Below are 15352 nucleotides of genomic sequence, written 5' to 3' on the forward strand. Positions count from 1 at the left end.
CTCACTGGACCACCGGCTTGAGCACGTAGCCGGCGCCCCGCACCGTGTGGATCATGGATGCGCGGCCCGCGTCCACCTTCTTGCGCAGGTAGGAGATGTACAGCTCGACGACGTGGGCCTGGCCACCGAAGTCGTACGACCACACTCGGTCGAGTATCTGCGCCTTGCTGAGCACGCGCCGCGGGTTGCGCATGAGGAGGCGCAGCAGCTCGAACTCGGTCGGGGACAGCTCGATGAGCTCGCCGCCGCGGGTGACCTCGCGGGCCTCCTCGTCCATGACCAGGTCGCCGACGGTCAGCCGCGGCCCGTCCTCCTCCTGCTGCCGGGCCATGCCGGCGCGGCGCAACAGTCCGCGCAGCCGGGCGACGACCTCCTCCAGGCTGAACGGTTTCGTCACGTAGTCGTCGCCGCCCGCCGTGATGCCCGCGATGCGGTCCTCGACGGCGTCCCGTGCGGTCAGGAAGAGCACGCACACGTCGGGACGTACGGCGTGCAGCGAGCGCAGCACGGCGAAGCCGTCGGTGTCCGGGAGCATCACGTCGAGGACGACGGCGTCGGGGAGCAGCTCGCGCGCCTCGGTGACGGCACAGGCGCCGTCACCGGCCGTCCGCACCTCCCAGCCCTCGTACCGCAGCGCGCCGGACAGGACCTCGGCCAGGTCGGGGTCGTCGTCGACGACGAGAACCCGGAGGGGAGTGCCGTCGGGTCGGGTGAGGGCGGGGAGGCCGGAGCCTCGGGAGCGGGGAGTGTTCATCGCACGTACCAGGATGCGGCGTCTCCGGGCCGGGGTCTGCCGCCCTCGGGCTCTGAGTTTCCTCTGAGTCCCGTACCGCCGGTCCGGCCTTCCGGGCCGCGCCACCCCGTACCACCTGCGCCGAAGGCTGTGCCGCTCGCCGTGCGCTCAGAGCCGGCTCAAAGGTTCCAGCGGCACAGTTGCGTCCCGGGCACGCGCAGGACCCGTCTCGGTCCCGTGCACGGCGGCAGCGCTTCGCCGACAGCCGCAGGTTGCCTCGCAGACGGCCGAAAGGACGAGTGGATGACGACGGTGTACGAGCAGGGGGCGGTGGCCCTTGCGCCTCCCGAGCCCCGGCGCTCCCCCGCCGGCCCGGTGCTCACCTTCCTGTGGGGCGGTGCCGCGGCGGTGGTCGCCCTGTGGTGGCAGGACACGGGGTCGGTCGTGGGCACGGCGGGCTGGCTGACCGGGGCCGGGCGGATCGCGGGGCTGCTGTGCGGCTACGCCTGCGCCGTACTCGTCGGGCTGATGGCCCGTGTCCCGCTCCTCGAGCGGCGGATCGGCTCGGACCGGGTGGCACGCTGGCACGCGATGGCGGGCCGCTACACGATCTGCCTGCTGGTCGCCCACGTCGTGCTGATCCTCTTCGGGTACGCCGCCCAGGACGGTTCCTCGATCGTGCACGAGACGCTCACGGTGGTCCTGGACTACCCGGAGATGCTCAAGGGCACCGCCGGCACAGTCGTCCTGTTCGCCGTCGGGATCACCTCGGCCCGCGCCGTGCGCCGCCGGGTCAGCCACGAGTTCTGGTACTACGTGCACCTGCTCACGTACGCCGCGGTCTTCCTCGCCTTCGGCCACCAGCTCGCCCTCGGGTCCGACTTCACCGGCGACGGCCCGGCGCAGGCGGCCTGGTACGTGCTGTACCTGGGCGCCGCCGCCCTGGTGGTGTGGTTCCGGATCCTCGCCCCGGTGCGGCTGAACCTGCGTCACCGGCTGCGCATCGAGTCCGTGCACCGGGAGGCGCCGGGCGTGTACTCGGTCGTCATGCGCGGGCGGCAGCTGCGCAAGTTGGGTGCGCGACCGGGGCAGTTCTTCCGCTGGCGGTTCCTCACGGAGGGCATGCGCTGGACCTCCACGCCGTACTCCCTGTCGGCGCCGCCCCGCCAGGACCTGCTACGGATCACGATCAAGGCGCTCGGAGACCACAGCGCCGCCGTCCCGATGCTGCGGCCGGGCACGCGGGTGTGGGCGGAGGGCCCTTACGGGTCGCTGACCGCCGACCGGAGCACCGCGCACAAGTCCCTGCTGATCGCGGGCGGTGTCGGCATCACCCCGCTGCGGGCCCTGTTCGAGACGCTGCCCGGCGACGTCACCCTCCTCTACCGGGCGCGCACGACCGAGGACCTCGCCCTGGGTGGGGAGCTCGAGGCCATCGCGCGGTGGCGCGGGGCGAAGGTGCTGTACGCGCTCAACGGTCCGCACGGACAGCGCCCCAGCTTCACGGCCGAGTCCCTGCGCGCGGCCGTGCAAGACCTCGCCGGGCACGACGTGTACCTGTGCGGGCCGCACGGATTCGCCCAGGACCTGTACGAGGCACTGCGCACCGCCGGGGTTCCGGACCGCCGTATCCAGCACGAGTCGTTCGAACTGTGAGGCCGTAGAAATGCACGGGTTGAAGAAGAACCGTCCGCTGCGCCGCATCGTGCTGGCGAGCGCCGCCACCGTCTCCGGGATGGTGCTGCTGCTGTCGCTGAAGCCGCACACGACCCCGCGGGCCGCCGTAGCCGCCCCGTCGGTCGGCTCGAGCGCGTCGGCCGGCTCCGGAGGATCGAGCGGGTCCACCGGATCGAGCGGGTCGGCCACGGGCACGAAGACCGTCACCGGGGACTCGGTCCAGACCCGCTACGGCCCCGTACAGGTCCGTGTCACCGTGAAGAACGGCAAGCTCACCGACGTCACCGCAGTCACGTACCCCCAGGAGAACCCGAGGGACCAGCAGATCAACAGCTACGCGATACCCCGGCTGACGCGTGAGGCGCTGGCCGCGCAGAGCGCCGACATCGACACCGTCACGGGAGCCACGTACACCAGCGACGGGTACCGCACGTCCCTGCAGTCCGCTCTGGACCAGGCCGATGGCTGAGCCGTGGCGGCATGTCGAGGAGGTCATGGGCACGGTCTTCTCCTTCGACATCCGCGGCGGCCGGCCGAGCGGTGTCCGGCAGGCGCTGGACGCGGCGGTGGCCGAGCTCCACCGCGTGGACGAGGTGTTCAGCACCTGTCGCGAAGGCAGCCAGGTCTCCCGGCTGGCGCGCGGCGAGCTCACCACCGCGGACTGCGACCCGGAGGTGTGCGCGGTACTGGCGCTGTGCGGGGAGGCGGAGCGGCTCAGCGGGGGCTGGTTCAGCGCGACGTACGCGGGGTCGGTCGACCCGACGGGCCTGGTGAAGGGGTGGGCGACCGAGCGCGCGGCACGGCGGATCGCTGGGGCGGGTGTGGACGGCGTGAGCGTGAACGGTGGCGGCGACGCGCAGTTGTACGGGGCTCCGGGGCCGGACCGGCCGTGGCGGATCGGGGTGGCCGACCCGCTTCGGCCGGGCGCTCTGGCGGCGATCGTCTCGGGGGCGGGTGAAGTGGCAGTGGCGTCGTCCGGCACGGCCGAGCGCGGCCGGCACATCGTGGATCCGCACACAGGTCTGGCCGCCGAAGCGGACCTGGCCGCCGTCACCGTGGTGGCCCCGAGCCTGACCTGGGCGGACGCCTGGGCGACTGCGGCCTTCGCGATGGGGTCCGAACGGGCCCTGCCGTGGCTGGAGTCGCTGGACGGCACGGAGGCGCTGCTGATCCTCGAGGACGGGGCGGTGCGGTGCACGAAGGGGCTCGGGGTGTACCTCCGGTAGGAGGAAAGGCACCTGCAGCAAGTCCTGTGGCTGCTTGACAGAGCTGCTGTCGGTGAAGCGCCCCATCCCGCCTTGTCGATGAGCTTCGCGACCACGCCTAGCTCCCGCCCGCCGCGTGCTTCTGGGCCGACTCGGACCCAGCGTGCCCGACGGGTCCGCACAGTCCCTGCGACTCTCCTGGCTACGCTCGCGCGGGAGCGCCCCGCGGCGCGTGGCTGCGGGGCGCCTTGTGGGGTTTAGTCGACCTGCTCCCCGTTGTGCGTAACGCCCTTGCGTCGTGCCGGACGGGTCGTAGCAGCCCTGATCCAGTTGCGGTGAAGCGCGAGCGGCCGCCGTTGCACCTTTCGGGTGCCCTGAGCGTGAACATCGACTGAAATAGCGAAAGTTCTACCGCGCTCGCACGGTGACGGCTTTCAATACCGTTCCGTGACGCGTCCCTTCAATGCCGCGACCTGGTCGTACGAGGCCGGCGGGCCTCCATGCTGGCGTCCTGGCCGCAGGTTGACCGAACGCACCTATCGACGACCCCTCCGTCACACCGCCACCCGGTCGGCAAGAAACAGCGCACGTGGACATACCTCGACGCGGCCGTGTGACACATGTCCACCTCCCAGCGCTCTTCCACTGGGAGGTCGAAAACGGCCGCCCCAACTCAAGGAGGCTTTCTCCACTTGCGCATCTACAAACGCACCGCCGTCGCGGTAGCAGCGACACTGATCGGCTCGCTAACCCTGATCGGGGCGGGGGCAGTGACGGCCACGGCCGAGGAGACGAGCGTGGCGCTGCCCAGCTCCTCGTTCCGGGACATCGTCGTCGACGGAGTGCACGACCGGGTGTTCGTCAGCGACCCGACTGGCGGCAGCATCGTCGTCACCGACTACACGGGCGCGGTTGTCCAGCAGATCACCGCCGAGGAGGGGGCCGCAGGCCTCGTACTCTCGGCGGATTCCAGCAAGTTGTACGTGGCCCTGTCGACGGTCGGCGCGATCGCCGAGATCGACACCGCCACCCTCACCGAGACCCACCGCTACCCGACCGGCGCGGACACCTCGCCCCAGAGCCTGGCGATGGCGGGCGGCAAGCTGTGGTTCGGCTACACGGTCGACAGCAACGGCGGCATCGGCTCGCTCGACGTGGCCTCTCCGGCCCCGGCGGCGACGCTCGTCCCGAGCGGTCGGTACTGGTACTACGCCCCGGCCCTGGCATCGTCCCCCGCCGACCCGAACGTCCTGGTGGCGGGCGAGGAGGGCGTCAGCCCGGCCACCCTGGCGGTCTACGACACGGCGGCCGGCGGCCTGCAAAAGCGCACCGAGCGCTCCTTCTCCTCGTCGCCGTCGATCTCGTACCTCAACGACTTCGCGGTGACGGCGGACGGCCAGAACATCGTCGTCGCGGCGAACAACCCGTCCGACCACCAGATCGTCCGCCTGTCGGACCTGTCGTCGAACGGCTACCACTCGAGCTGGCAATTCCCGAACGCGGTGGCCGTGGCTGCCGACGGAACAGTGGCGACGGGCGCGGACGGCGACTTCGTAAAAACCTACCGCCCGGGCTCCACCTGGCCGGCGTTCCGCGAGTACGCCGTGAACGACCTCCAGCGCGACGGCCTCGCCTGGGCCCCGGACGAGAACCGCCTCTTCGCAATCACCGGCTTCTCCTACGGCAGCGCCCCCACGCTCCACGTCCTCCCGGACGCCGGCAAGCTGGACACCACGCTCCGCCTCCAGGCCCCCGCAACCTCCCACAAGGGCAAGGACCTGACCGTCACCGGACAGCTGTGGGCAGCGGAGCCCTTCCCGGCCGGCACGACGGTGGAAGTGACGCGCACGGACGCGGAACACCCGACCGGCACTCCGGTCGGCACCCTCCCCGTCTCCACGGCGGCGGGCGAGTTCACGTTCACGGAACGCCCACGCGAGACGGGTGACATCACCTACACCGCCACCTACAAGGGCGACGGCCAGCACCTGCCCGCAACGACCCAGACTGCGGTGACGATCACCAAGTAGCACCCTGAGCACCCCACCAGGCCCCGGACCATGATCGGTCCGGGGCCTTTGACCTCAGTAGCTGTGCCATGCGACGCCCGGGGCCTGGCCGGGCGGCACCCGGGTCAGCACAGGTGCGCGCGCGCAGCCTCCTGGCGGAGGAACGTGAAAGCCCCTTTGTCGCGTCCCATTTGTGCGGTGAAGGAGTTCTGATCACGTCGGGGGGCGCCTTTGCAGAAGTCAATCCGCTCGCCGTCGAAGAGCATGTCAAGGTCGGCTTTCTGCGCTGAGATGACATGCGTCCTCCATTCCGCACCTGACTTGGTACCCGGGGCCTTCTCCAGGACGTCGTCCAGGTAGAGGCGTTCCCCCTCACTCAGGGAGTCGCTGTCGATACCGGCGACCACGTGGGGGCGCGGAGTCGAAGTTGACCCGCTTTCACGGGGAACACACGCTGCGAGCGGCACAAGAGCAGCTATGAGGACGGCGGTGACGGGGTGTCTCATGCACGGACGCTAGCAGCGGCACGCACATCGGTCACCGCCCCGGAATCAGACGCTCTTCGAGAGAAGGGAGGGCGCCTCCGGCGCCCGTGATCGCCGAAGTAGCGCCGGCCGCGGTCTGGCGACAGGTGGTCACGTTCCGCGACTCTCGCAAATGACCATCCGTGACAGTCCTGCGCGAGGTCAGGAGGCCGACCCGGTGCGACAACGGCCGTTCCGCTGTTCTCCGAGGCCGAACGGGGTGCCGTCGGCGAACTGGCCCTCCGCTCCCGCCTCCTGGCCTCGAGCGGGTCCCGTCCCTCCCCGGCGCTACGATCCGGTTGATCACCGAACCGGGGAGGGGACATGGCCGAAGGCCGGGAAGCGACGGACGCCGTCGCGGAGAGACCGGTGGAGCTGGCCTACCGGCCCACCGTTGACGACCTCGCGGCAGCGATCCGCACCCGGGCGAAGAGCACCAGAGCGGGCCTTTACCGGCGCCGGCTGCTGATCTACACGCTGGTGGTCACGGCCGTCGGAGTCCTGCTCTCGACGCTCGGCGACGGCCACCGTGACACACCGTGGCACCTGTACCTGGCGCTGGCGTTCGTTGCCTTCATGACCGCCGTGCCGCGGCTGCAGGCCCGCCAGCTCCACCGGCTCAGCGAGCGGCAGGGCGACTTCCGCGCCGTCGTCGACGAGACGGGGATCCGCCTCACCACCGCCCACAGCTCGGCCACTCTCGACTGGCACCTGTACCCGCGCTATGCGGAGACCCCGGAGCTGTTCGTGCTGCTCAGCGCCGACAAGTCCGCCGTCGGCGTCGTCGTCCTGCCCAAGCGCGGCCTGAGCAACCCGGAGGACGCGGGCCGGCTGCGGGCGATCCTCGATCAGCACCTCGTACGCGCGGATGCCGCTGCGGCGCCGAGCCGGGGCCGGGCCGTCGGGCGCGGAGCGGGCGTCGTCGGGCTGCTGCTCCTCGGGCTGGTGCTGTTCTTCTTCGCCTATGCCGCCGTCCAGAAGGCCGCGGACCCAGATGCCCTCCCCGGGCTCCAGCACAACAACGCGCCGGTCTCGGCCGTTGCCCTGATCCTGGGCTTGCCTGCCGTCGCCGGCGCATGGTGGGCCGTACGGCGGATGAAGGTGATGCGGATCGTGACCGCCGTGCTCGCCGCAGCCGTGCTGCTGGTCGGCGGCGCCGCCCTCTACCGCATCGGGCCGATGCTGCACTGCTGGGGCTCGGACCGGATCACCCGGGGCCCCGACGGCGACTACGCCTGCTACGACTTCTGAGCGGGCCCCGAGCTCACTCTTCGGCGACACCTGCGGCGCAGCCGCCGCAGGTGCCGAAGATCTCGATGAAGTAGAGAAAGTTCTACCGCGGTCGCTGACACCGATGGTGAGCCGCTGTGGGCGAGTGGACCCCCAGTCTTGATGCCGTCGTCTCTACGACGGAAGCCGTCACACGGCGGGCACGATCCTGAATGAACTGGGGATGGACATGCCGACGATCATGGAGATCCTTCGGCACACCCGGATCAGTCAGACGCGCCGCTACGTCAAGGGCCGCTCGCATCTCTCGAAGGACGCGATGCGCCGCATGGGAGACGCCTTCCTGCCTGCCCCGGAACCGGCGTCTAGGCCCGCGACTGAGACCAGAACTGAGACTGGGGCCCGCCGCGCGGCCCGCTCCCGCGCCCGCCGCCGCATCCGCTGACGACAAAAGCCCAGGTCAGAGCAGATCTGACCTGGGCTTCATCTGAGCCCCCTATCGGATTCGAACCGATGACCTACGCATTACAAGTGCGTTGCTCTGGCCAGCTGAGCTAAGGAGGCAACGCGGACGGCAAAGCCGCGCGCGCAAGTTCCCTCACTCTACACAGCAGCCCGACTCCTGATCCACGAAGTTCTTCCGCACCGTGACCACTCGGTCATCGGCCGTCGGCCGACCTGCCCGTGGAGCCCCTGCGGGACCGGCCGGGTGCGGCCCTCAGGATGGCGCCGGGCCGGCGGCGGGCGGCGAAGGAGGCGGCGCCGGGTGCACGGCGGCCGAGAGTCCCTGGTTCTGCCCGCATGTACGGGAGCGGAGGTACGTCGTTCCGGCCGCCAGGTCCCGATGCGAGATTTCAGTCGCCCGAGAACTACTGACAGATTCGAAATGGCCAGGTAGCGTCGCTGGAGGTTCACTCAAGTGGACCAGACCACTCCCTTACTCGGATCGTCCGGCACGTTCCTGCCGGTGGAGGAGAAGATTCAGCATGGCCAGTGTCACGTTCGACAAGGCGTCCCGCATCTACCCCGGCTCCACCAAGCCCGCGGTGGACCAGCTCGAGATCGACATCGCGGACGGTGAGTTCCTCGTCCTCGTCGGTCCTTCCGGCTGTGGCAAGTCGACCTCCCTGCGCATGCTCGCGGGTCTCGAGGACGTCAACGGCGGTGCGATCCGCATCGGTGACCGCGACGTCACGCACCTGCCGCCGAAGGACCGGGACATCGCCATGGTGTTCCAGAACTACGCGCTCTACCCGCACATGTCCGTCGCGGACAACATGGGCTTCGCGCTCAAGATCGCCGGTGTCAACAAGACCGAGATCCGGGCGAAGGTCGAAGAGGCCGCCAAGATGCTGGACCTCACCGAGTACCTGGACCGCAAGCCGAAGGCGCTCTCCGGTGGTCAGCGCCAGCGTGTCGCGATGGGCCGCGCCATCGTGCGTGAGCCCCAGGTCTTCCTCATGGACGAGCCGCTGTCGAACCTCGACGCCAAGCTCCGTGTCTCCACCCGTACGCAGATCGCGTCGCTGCAGCGCCGTCTCGGCATCACGACCGTGTACGTCACGCACGACCAGGTCGAGGCCCTGACCATGGGTGACCGTGTCGCGGTCCTCAAGGACGGTCTGCTGCAGCAGGTCGACTCGCCGCGCAACATGTACGACCGCCCGGCCAACCTCTTCGTCGCCGGCTTCATCGGCTCCCCGGCCATGAACCTGGTCGAGGTCCCGATCACCGACGGTGGCGTGAAGTTCGGCAACAGCGTCGTCCCGGTCTCCCGCGAGGCGCTCACCGCCGCCGCCGACCGCGGCGACACCACGGTCACGGTCGGCATCCGCCCGGAGCACTTCGACATCGTCGAGCACGGTGGCGCCGCCGCCAAGACGCTCTCGAAGGACAGCGCCGACGCCCCGGCCGGTCTGGCCGTCTCGGTCAACGTCGTCGAGGAGCTCGGCGCCGACGGCTTCGTCTACGGCTCCGCGCAGGTCGGCGGCCAGGACAAGGACCTCGTGGTCCGCGTCGGCGGCCGCGCCGTGCCGGAGAAGGGCACCAAGCTGCACGTCGTGCCGCGCCCGGACGAGCTGCACGTCTTCTCGACGTCGACGGGCGAGCGTCTCACCGACTGACGTCGCACACACGCCGTACGCGAACGGCCCCGCACCCCTGTGGTGCGGGGCCGTTCGCGTGCCGATATGCGTGTCCGGGTTTCGATCCGGGGCGGCCGGCATCTGCCCCAAATACCCTGACACTTCGGTTATTTCACCAACTGTCGTCAACCAGTGATGCGAAAAGCACCCGTGAGCCGTCCCCCGCAAGGGTGACGAAATGTCGCCAAATCATCACTCCCCGCTACGCTCGCTGCGTGACCCACACCGCGCGCCGCATCGGCCGAACTCTCGCTCTTGTCCTGCCCGTCGTCATGGTCCTGTCCGGGACCCTCGCGGTCACCCGTGTGCCGTGGGCAGCGCACAACTCCGAGTCGCAGGTACTCACCGCGTCGGCACAGCCCGTCTCGAAGCGTGCCGCAGCGCGCGCCCCGCAGGACGTGCTGCGCGACCGGCTGCTCCTGGAGCTCCAGCAGAAGGACCCGGGTGTCGCGCTGACGGACCTCCAGCGGTCCGTCGAAGGCCGCCCGACGCTCGCCCGGCACTGCATGGCGATCGCCAAGGCGCTGGGCCGGGCCGCGGTCGAGCAGTACGGGCCGGTGCGGGCGCACCGGTTCTCCCGGCCGGTCTGCGACACGTCGTTCGCCTCGGGTGTCGCGCAGTTCAGCTGACCGGCACGGCCCGGGCACGGCATATCGTGCCTGCCATGCATACGTATCCGACGCAGGCCGTGATCCTGGCGGGTGGCCAGGGGTCACGGCTGCGCCCGTACACCGATGACCGCCCCAAGCCGATGGTCGAGATCCCGGGAACCGGGACTCCGATCATCGGCCATCAGCTTTCCTGGCTGGCCGCCGAGGGCGTGACCGATGCCGTCGTGTCGTGCGGTCATCTGGCCGAGGTGCTTCAGGAGTGGCTCGCCGAAGCGGTGCTGCCGCTGCGGGTGACGACCGTCGTGGAGTCGGAGCCGCTGGGCCGCGGGGGTGGCCTCAAGCACGCTGCAGCCCGGCTCCCGGACCCTTCGGAGCCCTGGTACGCCACGAACGGCGATATCTGGACCCGTTTCTCGTTGCGTGAGATGGCCGCCTTCCACGCGGAGCGTGATGCGACAGCCACGCTGGCGCTGGCCCGTCCCCGTATCCCGTGGGGTGCCGTGGAGACGGACGCGTTCGGGCACATCACCGACTTCATCGAGTCGCCGCCGTCGCCGTATCTGATCAACGCGGGTGTGTACGTCTTCTCGCCGCTGTTCACGACGCTGCTGCCGGAGCGCGGCGACCACGAGCGGACGACGTTCCCGCGACTGGCCCGCGAGCGCCGGCTGGCCGGGTATCCGCTGCCGCTGGGGGCGTACTGGCGGGCCATCGACACGGCGAAGGACCTGACCGAGGCGGCGAGGGAGCTGGACGGCCCGCAGGCCCGCTGAGGCGGGGCGGTTGCCGGGTACGGAGAAGGAGAGGGGCGGTCGCCGGAGACCCGGCGACCGCCCCTCTCTGCCGTGCTCCTTGCTCCTCAGCCGAGCAGCCCGCCGATCGGGTTGCGGCCGCCGCCCGACGTGCCGCCGGACGTCGAGCCCGTGGAGTCGCCGCCGGTCGACCCGCCGCCGGTGGAGCCACCGCCCGTGCCGGTGGAACCGGACGAGGTAGGTCCGGCGCTGGTGGCCGGGGGCTGCGGGGGCGTCTGCTGCGGAGTCCGGCGGCCGGTGCCCTGTGTCTGGCTGGGCTGTCCGGCGCCGGCGGCCTGGCCGGATTCGCGGACCGTGCCCGTACCGGGTGTGGATGCCGGGGCCGACGGGATGGTGGCGGCGCTGGAGCGCGACGGTGCGGGCTTCCGGCCTGCGGGAGTGTGGGAGGGGCTGCCGGTGGACTCCCGCGGGAGCGGGGAACCGGGAAGCTGGTTGGTCGGTTCGTCGTTCGGGCCGGGCACCGTGACAACCTCGGAGGAGCGCACGGCGCCGCCGAGCATCGAGCCGACCAGCAGGGTGAGCCCGACGACGACGGTGGCGACGACTGCGCCGCGGCGCAGTACCCGGCGGCGCAGGTCCCAGATCGCGGAGCGCGGGCCGAGCCTGCGCCAGGCCTCGCCGGCCAGCCGTCCGTCGACGGAGTAGACGGGGGCGCCCGCGATGACCAGCGGGCTCCAGGCGGCGAGGTAGATGATGTCCGGCGCGTCGTAGACGGCGACGGTGCGCCAGCTGACGGTGACCAGCAGGGCGGCGGAGAGCAGGGCGCCGACGGAGGCGGCGACGCGCTGCCACAGGCCGAGGACGGTGAGGACACCGACGACGACCTGGAGGAAGGCAACGCTGAGTCCGGCGCCGACCGGGTGCGTGAGCGCGAAGTCGCGCAGCGGTTCGGCGAGCGCCCAAGGGTGCAGTGAGGCCAGCCACTTGACCATGGAGCCCCGGTCGCCGCCGTCGAAGTAGACGGGGTCGCAGAGCTTGCCCATGCCGGCGTAGATGGAGATGAAGCCGAGGAAGACCCGCATCGGGAGGAGCACGACCCCGAGGTTCATCCGGCGGCCGGGGTAGTAGGCGTGCCGGACGGCGTCGACACCGTGGCGCTGCGGCCTGGCCCTGAGGGCTTCCTCGAACTCGTCGTCCTCGTAAGGCTCTTCCTCGTACGGTCCGGTGTCCACGGGGTCGTAGGCGCCGACCGCCTGCCGCATGGGCGGCAGCAGCGGTCCGTTGCCGGGGAAGCCGGGCTGGTGCGGTGCCGTGATGACGGGGGTCGGCTGGGTGTCGTCCAGGGGCGGGGCGACCTGTGTGACAGCGCCGCCGCGTCCGTCGTCGAACCCGGAGCCGTACGAGTCGTACGCGCCGTACGTGTCGCCCACACGGCCCGCGGTGGAGTTCCGTACGGCTTGGAGAAGTCCGGTGGCGCCGGGGTCGCCGGGGGCGGACCTGCCGCTCCACACGACGGGTGCGCGCCTGCCGCGCCCGGCGCCGGAGCCGCTCATCGCGGGAATCCTGACCGGCCCCACGGGGGCTGCACCGCGCAGCCGTACCCGCTGGCCGGGCGCGAGCCGCACCCGGAAGCTGGCGTGGCTGACGATGACCTGCGCAGGGTCGCAGTCCACCTTGGTCATGCTCAGGGCGGGCAGTTCGTCGAACCGCGGCGTTCTGGTGTCCACACTCATCTAACCGAGTGATCTGTGTTTAGGACACTGCCTTGACGGGCCTGAAGTGTCCGAGGCCCGTCAACAGGTGGTGGCGGATGTCACCGCTCCGTCGGCGGACGCCCGACCGGGTGCTTTTCCGGGGGGCGGGAGCCGCGAGATCCCGGCCACCGGCGCACCCGTGCGCCGGCGGCACCCGCACCCCTTCGCTTCCGCTCCGCTCCCGGCCGGTCCGGCGGAGCCGACGGTGCCTCAGGCGCGGCGGCGGGCCGTCTCGTACAGCACGATGCCCGCCGCCACACCGGCGTTCAGCGATTCCGCGCCACCCGGCATCGGGATCCTCACCAGGTAGTCGCAGGTCTCGCCGACCAGCCGGCCCAGACCCTTGCCCTCGCTGCCGATCACGATGACGACGGGGCCGCCGAGGGCCTCGAGGTCCTGCACGGTGTGCTCGCCGTCCGCGGCGAGGCCGACGACCGTGATGCCGGCCTTCTGGTAGCCCTCCAGGGCGCGGGTCAGGTTCGTCACCCGGGAGACCGGCGTACGGGCCGCGGTGCCCGCCGACGACTTCCAGGCGCCGGCCGTCATCCCGGCCGCGCGGCGCTCCGGCACGACCACGCCGTGGCCGCCGAACGCGGAGACGGAGCGGACGATCGCACCCAGGTTGCGCGGGTCGGTGACCCCGTCGAGCGCGACGATCAGCGGGTCCTCGCCGTTGTCGTACGCGGCGGCGGTGAGGTCCTCCGGGTGCGCGTACTCGTACGGCGGGACCTGGAGGACGAGACCCTGGTGGTTCAGGCCGTTCGTCATCCGGTCGAGCTCGGGGCGCGGCGCCTCCATCAGGTTGATGTTGCCGCGCTCACCGGCGAGCTGGAGCGCGTCGCGGACCCGCTCGTCGTTGTCGATGTACTGCTGGACATAGAGGGTGGTCGCGGGGACGCCGTCGCGCAGCGCCTCGTAGACCGGGTTGCGCCCCACGACCATCTCGGACGTGCCCTTGACGCCACCGCGCCGGGGCGCGGGACGGCGGGCCGCGGCCTGCTTGGCCTGGGCGTTCGCGATCCGGTTCTTCTTGTGTCCCTTGCGGGCGGAGGCAGGCGGCGTCGGTCCCTTGCCTTCGAGACCACGGCGTCGCTGGCCACCGCTGCCGACCTGCATGCCCTTCTTGTTGGACGTGCGGCGGTTCCTGCGCTGGCTGTTCCCGGCCATGACCTACCTGTTTCGTTGCTTCAGACGTGCGTACGTAATGAAAGTGTGCCGCCCGGATCGCCGGGCGGCACACGGTGAGGACTACTGGCGCGGGCCGAGAGTCCATCGTGGGCCGGTCGGGCTGTCCTCGATGACGAGGCCCGACTGGTTGAGCTGGTCGCGGATCGCGTCGGCGGCGGGCCAGTCCTTGCGGTCGCGGGCCGACTGACGCTGGTCCAGGACGAGGCGCACGAGCGTGTCGACGACCCCGTGCAGATCCGCGCCGCGGTCGCCCTCGCCCGCCCAGTGCGGGTCGAGCGGGTCGAGGCCGAGGACGCCGAGCATGGCCCGTACCTCCGCAAGCCGTGCGACGGCCGCTTCCTTGTCGTCGGCAGCGAGAGCGGCGTTGCCCTGCCGGACCGTGGTGTGGATGATCGCGAGCGCCTGCGGGACGCCCAGGTCGTCGTCCATCGCCTCGGCGAACGCGAGCGGCACCTCGGAGGCGGGCTCGACCTCGCCGCCCGCCTTCTCGATGACGCGCTGGATGAAGCCCTCGATCCGGGCGAACGCGGACTCGGCCTCGCGCAGGGCCTCCTCGCTGTACTCGATCATCGACCGGTAGTGCGGGGTGCCGAGGTAGTAGCGCAGCACGATGGGCCGCCAGGTCTTGACCATCTCGCTGACCAGCACGGAGTTGCCGAGCGATTTCGACATCTTCTCGCCGGACATGGTGACCCAGCCGTTGTGCACCCAGTACTTCGCGAACTCGTCGCCGTACGCCTTGGCCTGGGCGATCTCGTTCTCGTGGTGCGGGAAGATCAGGTCGATGCCGCCGCCGTGGATGTCGAAGGCGGTACCGAGGTACTTGTGCGCCATGGCGGAGCACTCCAGGTGCCAGCCGGGCCGACCGCGCCCCCAGGGCGTCTCCCAGCTCGGCTCGCCCGGCTTGGTCGCCTTCCACATCGCGAAGTCGCGCTGGTCGCGCTTGCCGGTCTCGCCCTCGCCGGACGGCTGGCGGAGGTCGTCCAGGTCCTGGTTGGACAGCTCGAGGTAGCCGGGGAAGGACCGCACGTCGAAGTAGACGTTGCCGTCGGCCTCGTAGGCGTGGCCGCGCTCGATGAGACCGCGCATCATCTCGATCATCTCGGTGATGTGGCCGGTCGCGCGCGGTTCGTAGGTGGGCGGGAGGCAGCCGAGCGCGTCGTAGCCGTCGTTGAACGCGCGCTCGTTCTCGTACCCGATCGACCACCAGGGGCGGCCCTGTTCGGCCGACTTGTTGATGATCTTGTCGTCGATGTCGGTGACGTTCCGGATGAACGTGACGTCGTAACCGCGGTAGGCGAACCAGCGGCGCATGATGTCGAAGTTCAGCCCCGACCGGATGTGCCCGATGTGCGGGGCGGCCTGGACGGTCGCGCCACAGAGGTAGATCGAGACACAGCCCGCTGTGAGCGGTACGAAGTCACGGATCTGCCGGGCGCTGGTGTCGTACAGGCGAATAGTCACCCCTCAAGGGTAGTGGGCCCACACCAGTGCCCCGCGACCCCTTTGGGGATCGTGGCGGACA

Annotated in this window: 13 protein-coding genes, 1 tRNA gene and 1 pseudogene; 9 read left to right on the forward strand and 6 right to left on the reverse strand. The window is 70.6% G+C overall.

Going from position 1 to position 15352, the window contains the following annotated elements:
- Position 1: 1 nt before the first annotated feature.
- The gene (locus OG878_RS18465) at positions 2-754 is read right to left on the reverse strand and encodes a response regulator transcription factor (protein WP_328887805.1); all 753 of its coding nucleotides are present in this window, start codon (positions 752-754) and stop codon (positions 2-4) included.
- A 282-nt stretch (positions 755-1036) separates the two neighbouring features.
- On the opposite strand from OG878_RS18465, the gene OG878_RS18470 reads away from it, so the two are divergent.
- The 4 genes from OG878_RS18470 to OG878_RS18485 all read left to right on the forward strand — a co-directional run bounded on the left by OG878_RS18470 (position 1037) and on the right by OG878_RS18485 (position 5645).
- Positions 1037-2389 (forward strand): ferredoxin reductase family protein, encoded by a 1353-nt coding sequence (locus OG878_RS18470; RefSeq protein ID WP_328887806.1) that lies wholly within the window; start codon positions 1037-1039, stop codon positions 2387-2389.
- 10 nt (positions 2390-2399) lie between these two features.
- A complete protein-coding gene (locus OG878_RS18475; RefSeq protein WP_328887807.1) occupies positions 2400-2879 on the forward strand; it encodes an FMN-binding protein in 480 nt (159 codons plus the stop codon).
- A complete protein-coding gene (locus OG878_RS18480) occupies positions 2872-3636 on the forward strand; it encodes an FAD:protein FMN transferase (RefSeq protein WP_328887808.1) in 765 nt (254 codons plus the stop codon). The genes OG878_RS18475 and OG878_RS18480 overlap by 8 nt, the downstream gene beginning before the upstream one ends.
- A gap of 671 nt (positions 3637-4307) precedes the next feature.
- Positions 4308-5645: a YncE family protein gene (locus tag OG878_RS18485; protein WP_328887809.1), complete on the forward strand. Its 1338-nt coding sequence runs from the start codon at positions 4308-4310 to the stop codon at positions 5643-5645.
- A 104-nt stretch (positions 5646-5749) separates the two neighbouring features.
- Here OG878_RS18485 and OG878_RS18490 read toward each other — a convergent pair whose 3' ends face one another.
- Complete coding sequence (locus OG878_RS18490; protein WP_328887810.1) at positions 5750-6130, reverse strand: hypothetical protein; 381 nt, start codon at positions 6128-6130, stop codon at positions 5750-5752.
- 342 nt (positions 6131-6472) lie between these two features.
- On the opposite strand from OG878_RS18490, the gene OG878_RS18495 reads away from it, so the two are divergent.
- Together OG878_RS18495 and OG878_RS18500 are read left to right on the forward strand one after the other, a co-directional pair.
- Entirely contained in the window at positions 6473-7399 is a 927-nt protein-coding gene (locus tag OG878_RS18495) for a YcxB family protein (protein WP_328887811.1), read from the forward strand.
- Between the two features lie 145 nt (positions 7400-7544).
- Positions 7545-7823 (forward strand): annotated as a pseudogene (locus tag OG878_RS18500) (tyrosine-type recombinase/integrase); the annotation flags it as partial.
- 45 nt (positions 7824-7868) lie between these two features.
- On the opposite strand, the gene OG878_RS18505 reads toward OG878_RS18500, so the two are convergent.
- Positions 7869-7942 (reverse strand) — tRNA-Thr (locus OG878_RS18505).
- Positions 7943-8364: 422 nt separating this feature from the next.
- On the opposite strand from OG878_RS18505, the gene OG878_RS18510 reads away from it, so the two are divergent.
- The 3 genes from OG878_RS18510 (at position 8365) to OG878_RS18520 (ending at position 10906) form a co-directional block, all read left to right on the forward strand.
- The gene (locus OG878_RS18510; RefSeq protein WP_328887812.1) at positions 8365-9501 is read left to right on the forward strand and encodes an ABC transporter ATP-binding protein; all 1137 of its coding nucleotides are present in this window, start codon (positions 8365-8367) and stop codon (positions 9499-9501) included.
- A 236-nt stretch (positions 9502-9737) separates the two neighbouring features.
- The gene (locus tag OG878_RS18515; RefSeq protein ID WP_328887813.1) at positions 9738-10151 is read left to right on the forward strand and encodes a hypothetical protein; all 414 of its coding nucleotides are present in this window, start codon (positions 9738-9740) and stop codon (positions 10149-10151) included.
- 35 nt (positions 10152-10186) lie between these two features.
- A complete protein-coding gene (locus OG878_RS18520; RefSeq protein ID WP_277327576.1) occupies positions 10187-10906 on the forward strand; it encodes a nucleotidyltransferase family protein in 720 nt (239 codons plus the stop codon).
- 86 nt (positions 10907-10992) lie between these two features.
- On the opposite strand, the gene OG878_RS18525 is transcribed toward OG878_RS18520, so the two are convergent.
- The 3 genes from OG878_RS18525 to cysS all read right to left on the reverse strand — a co-directional run bounded on the left by OG878_RS18525 (position 10993) and on the right by cysS (position 15291).
- The gene (locus tag OG878_RS18525; protein ID WP_328887814.1) at positions 10993-12618 is read right to left on the reverse strand and encodes a DoxX family membrane protein; all 1626 of its coding nucleotides are present in this window, start codon (positions 12616-12618) and stop codon (positions 10993-10995) included.
- 231 nt (positions 12619-12849) lie between these two features.
- A complete protein-coding gene (gene rlmB, locus OG878_RS18530; protein WP_328887815.1) occupies positions 12850-13806 on the reverse strand; it encodes a 23S rRNA (guanosine(2251)-2'-O)-methyltransferase RlmB in 957 nt (318 codons plus the stop codon).
- Positions 13807-13887: 81 nt separating this feature from the next.
- Complete coding sequence (gene cysS / locus OG878_RS18535) at positions 13888-15291, reverse strand: cysteine--tRNA ligase (RefSeq protein WP_328887816.1); 1404 nt, start codon at positions 15289-15291, stop codon at positions 13888-13890.
- Positions 15292-15352: the final 61 nt, after the last annotated feature.

The sequence above is a fragment of the Streptomyces sp. NBC_00316 genome (assembly GCF_036158715.1).
Classification (GTDB): domain Bacteria; phylum Actinomycetota; class Actinomycetes; order Streptomycetales; family Streptomycetaceae; genus Streptomyces.

Coding starts and splice junctions, on each gene's coding strand:
- OG878_RS18465 (WP_328887805.1), bottom strand. CDS start 754: ATGAACACTCCCCGCTCCCGAGGCTCCGGCCTCCCCGCCCTCACCCGA.
- OG878_RS18470 (WP_328887806.1), top strand. CDS start 1,037: ATGACGACGGTGTACGAGCAGGGGGCGGTGGCCCTTGCGCCTCCCGAG.
- OG878_RS18475 (WP_328887807.1), top strand. CDS start 2,400: ATGCACGGGTTGAAGAAGAACCGTCCGCTGCGCCGCATCGTGCTGGCG.
- OG878_RS18480 (WP_328887808.1), top strand. CDS start 2,872: ATGGCTGAGCCGTGGCGGCATGTCGAGGAGGTCATGGGCACGGTCTTC.
- OG878_RS18490 (WP_328887810.1), bottom strand. CDS start 6,130: ATGAGACACCCCGTCACCGCCGTCCTCATAGCTGCTCTTGTGCCGCTC.
- OG878_RS18495 (WP_328887811.1), top strand. CDS start 6,473: ATGGCCGAAGGCCGGGAAGCGACGGACGCCGTCGCGGAGAGACCGGTG.
- OG878_RS18510 (WP_328887812.1), top strand. CDS start 8,365: ATGGCCAGTGTCACGTTCGACAAGGCGTCCCGCATCTACCCCGGCTCC.
- OG878_RS18520 (WP_277327576.1), top strand. CDS start 10,187: ATGCATACGTATCCGACGCAGGCCGTGATCCTGGCGGGTGGCCAGGGG.
- OG878_RS18525 (WP_328887814.1), bottom strand. CDS start 12,618: ATGAGTGTGGACACCAGAACGCCGCGGTTCGACGAACTGCCCGCCCTG.
- rlmB (WP_328887815.1), bottom strand. CDS start 13,806: ATGGCCGGGAACAGCCAGCGCAGGAACCGCCGCACGTCCAACAAGAAG.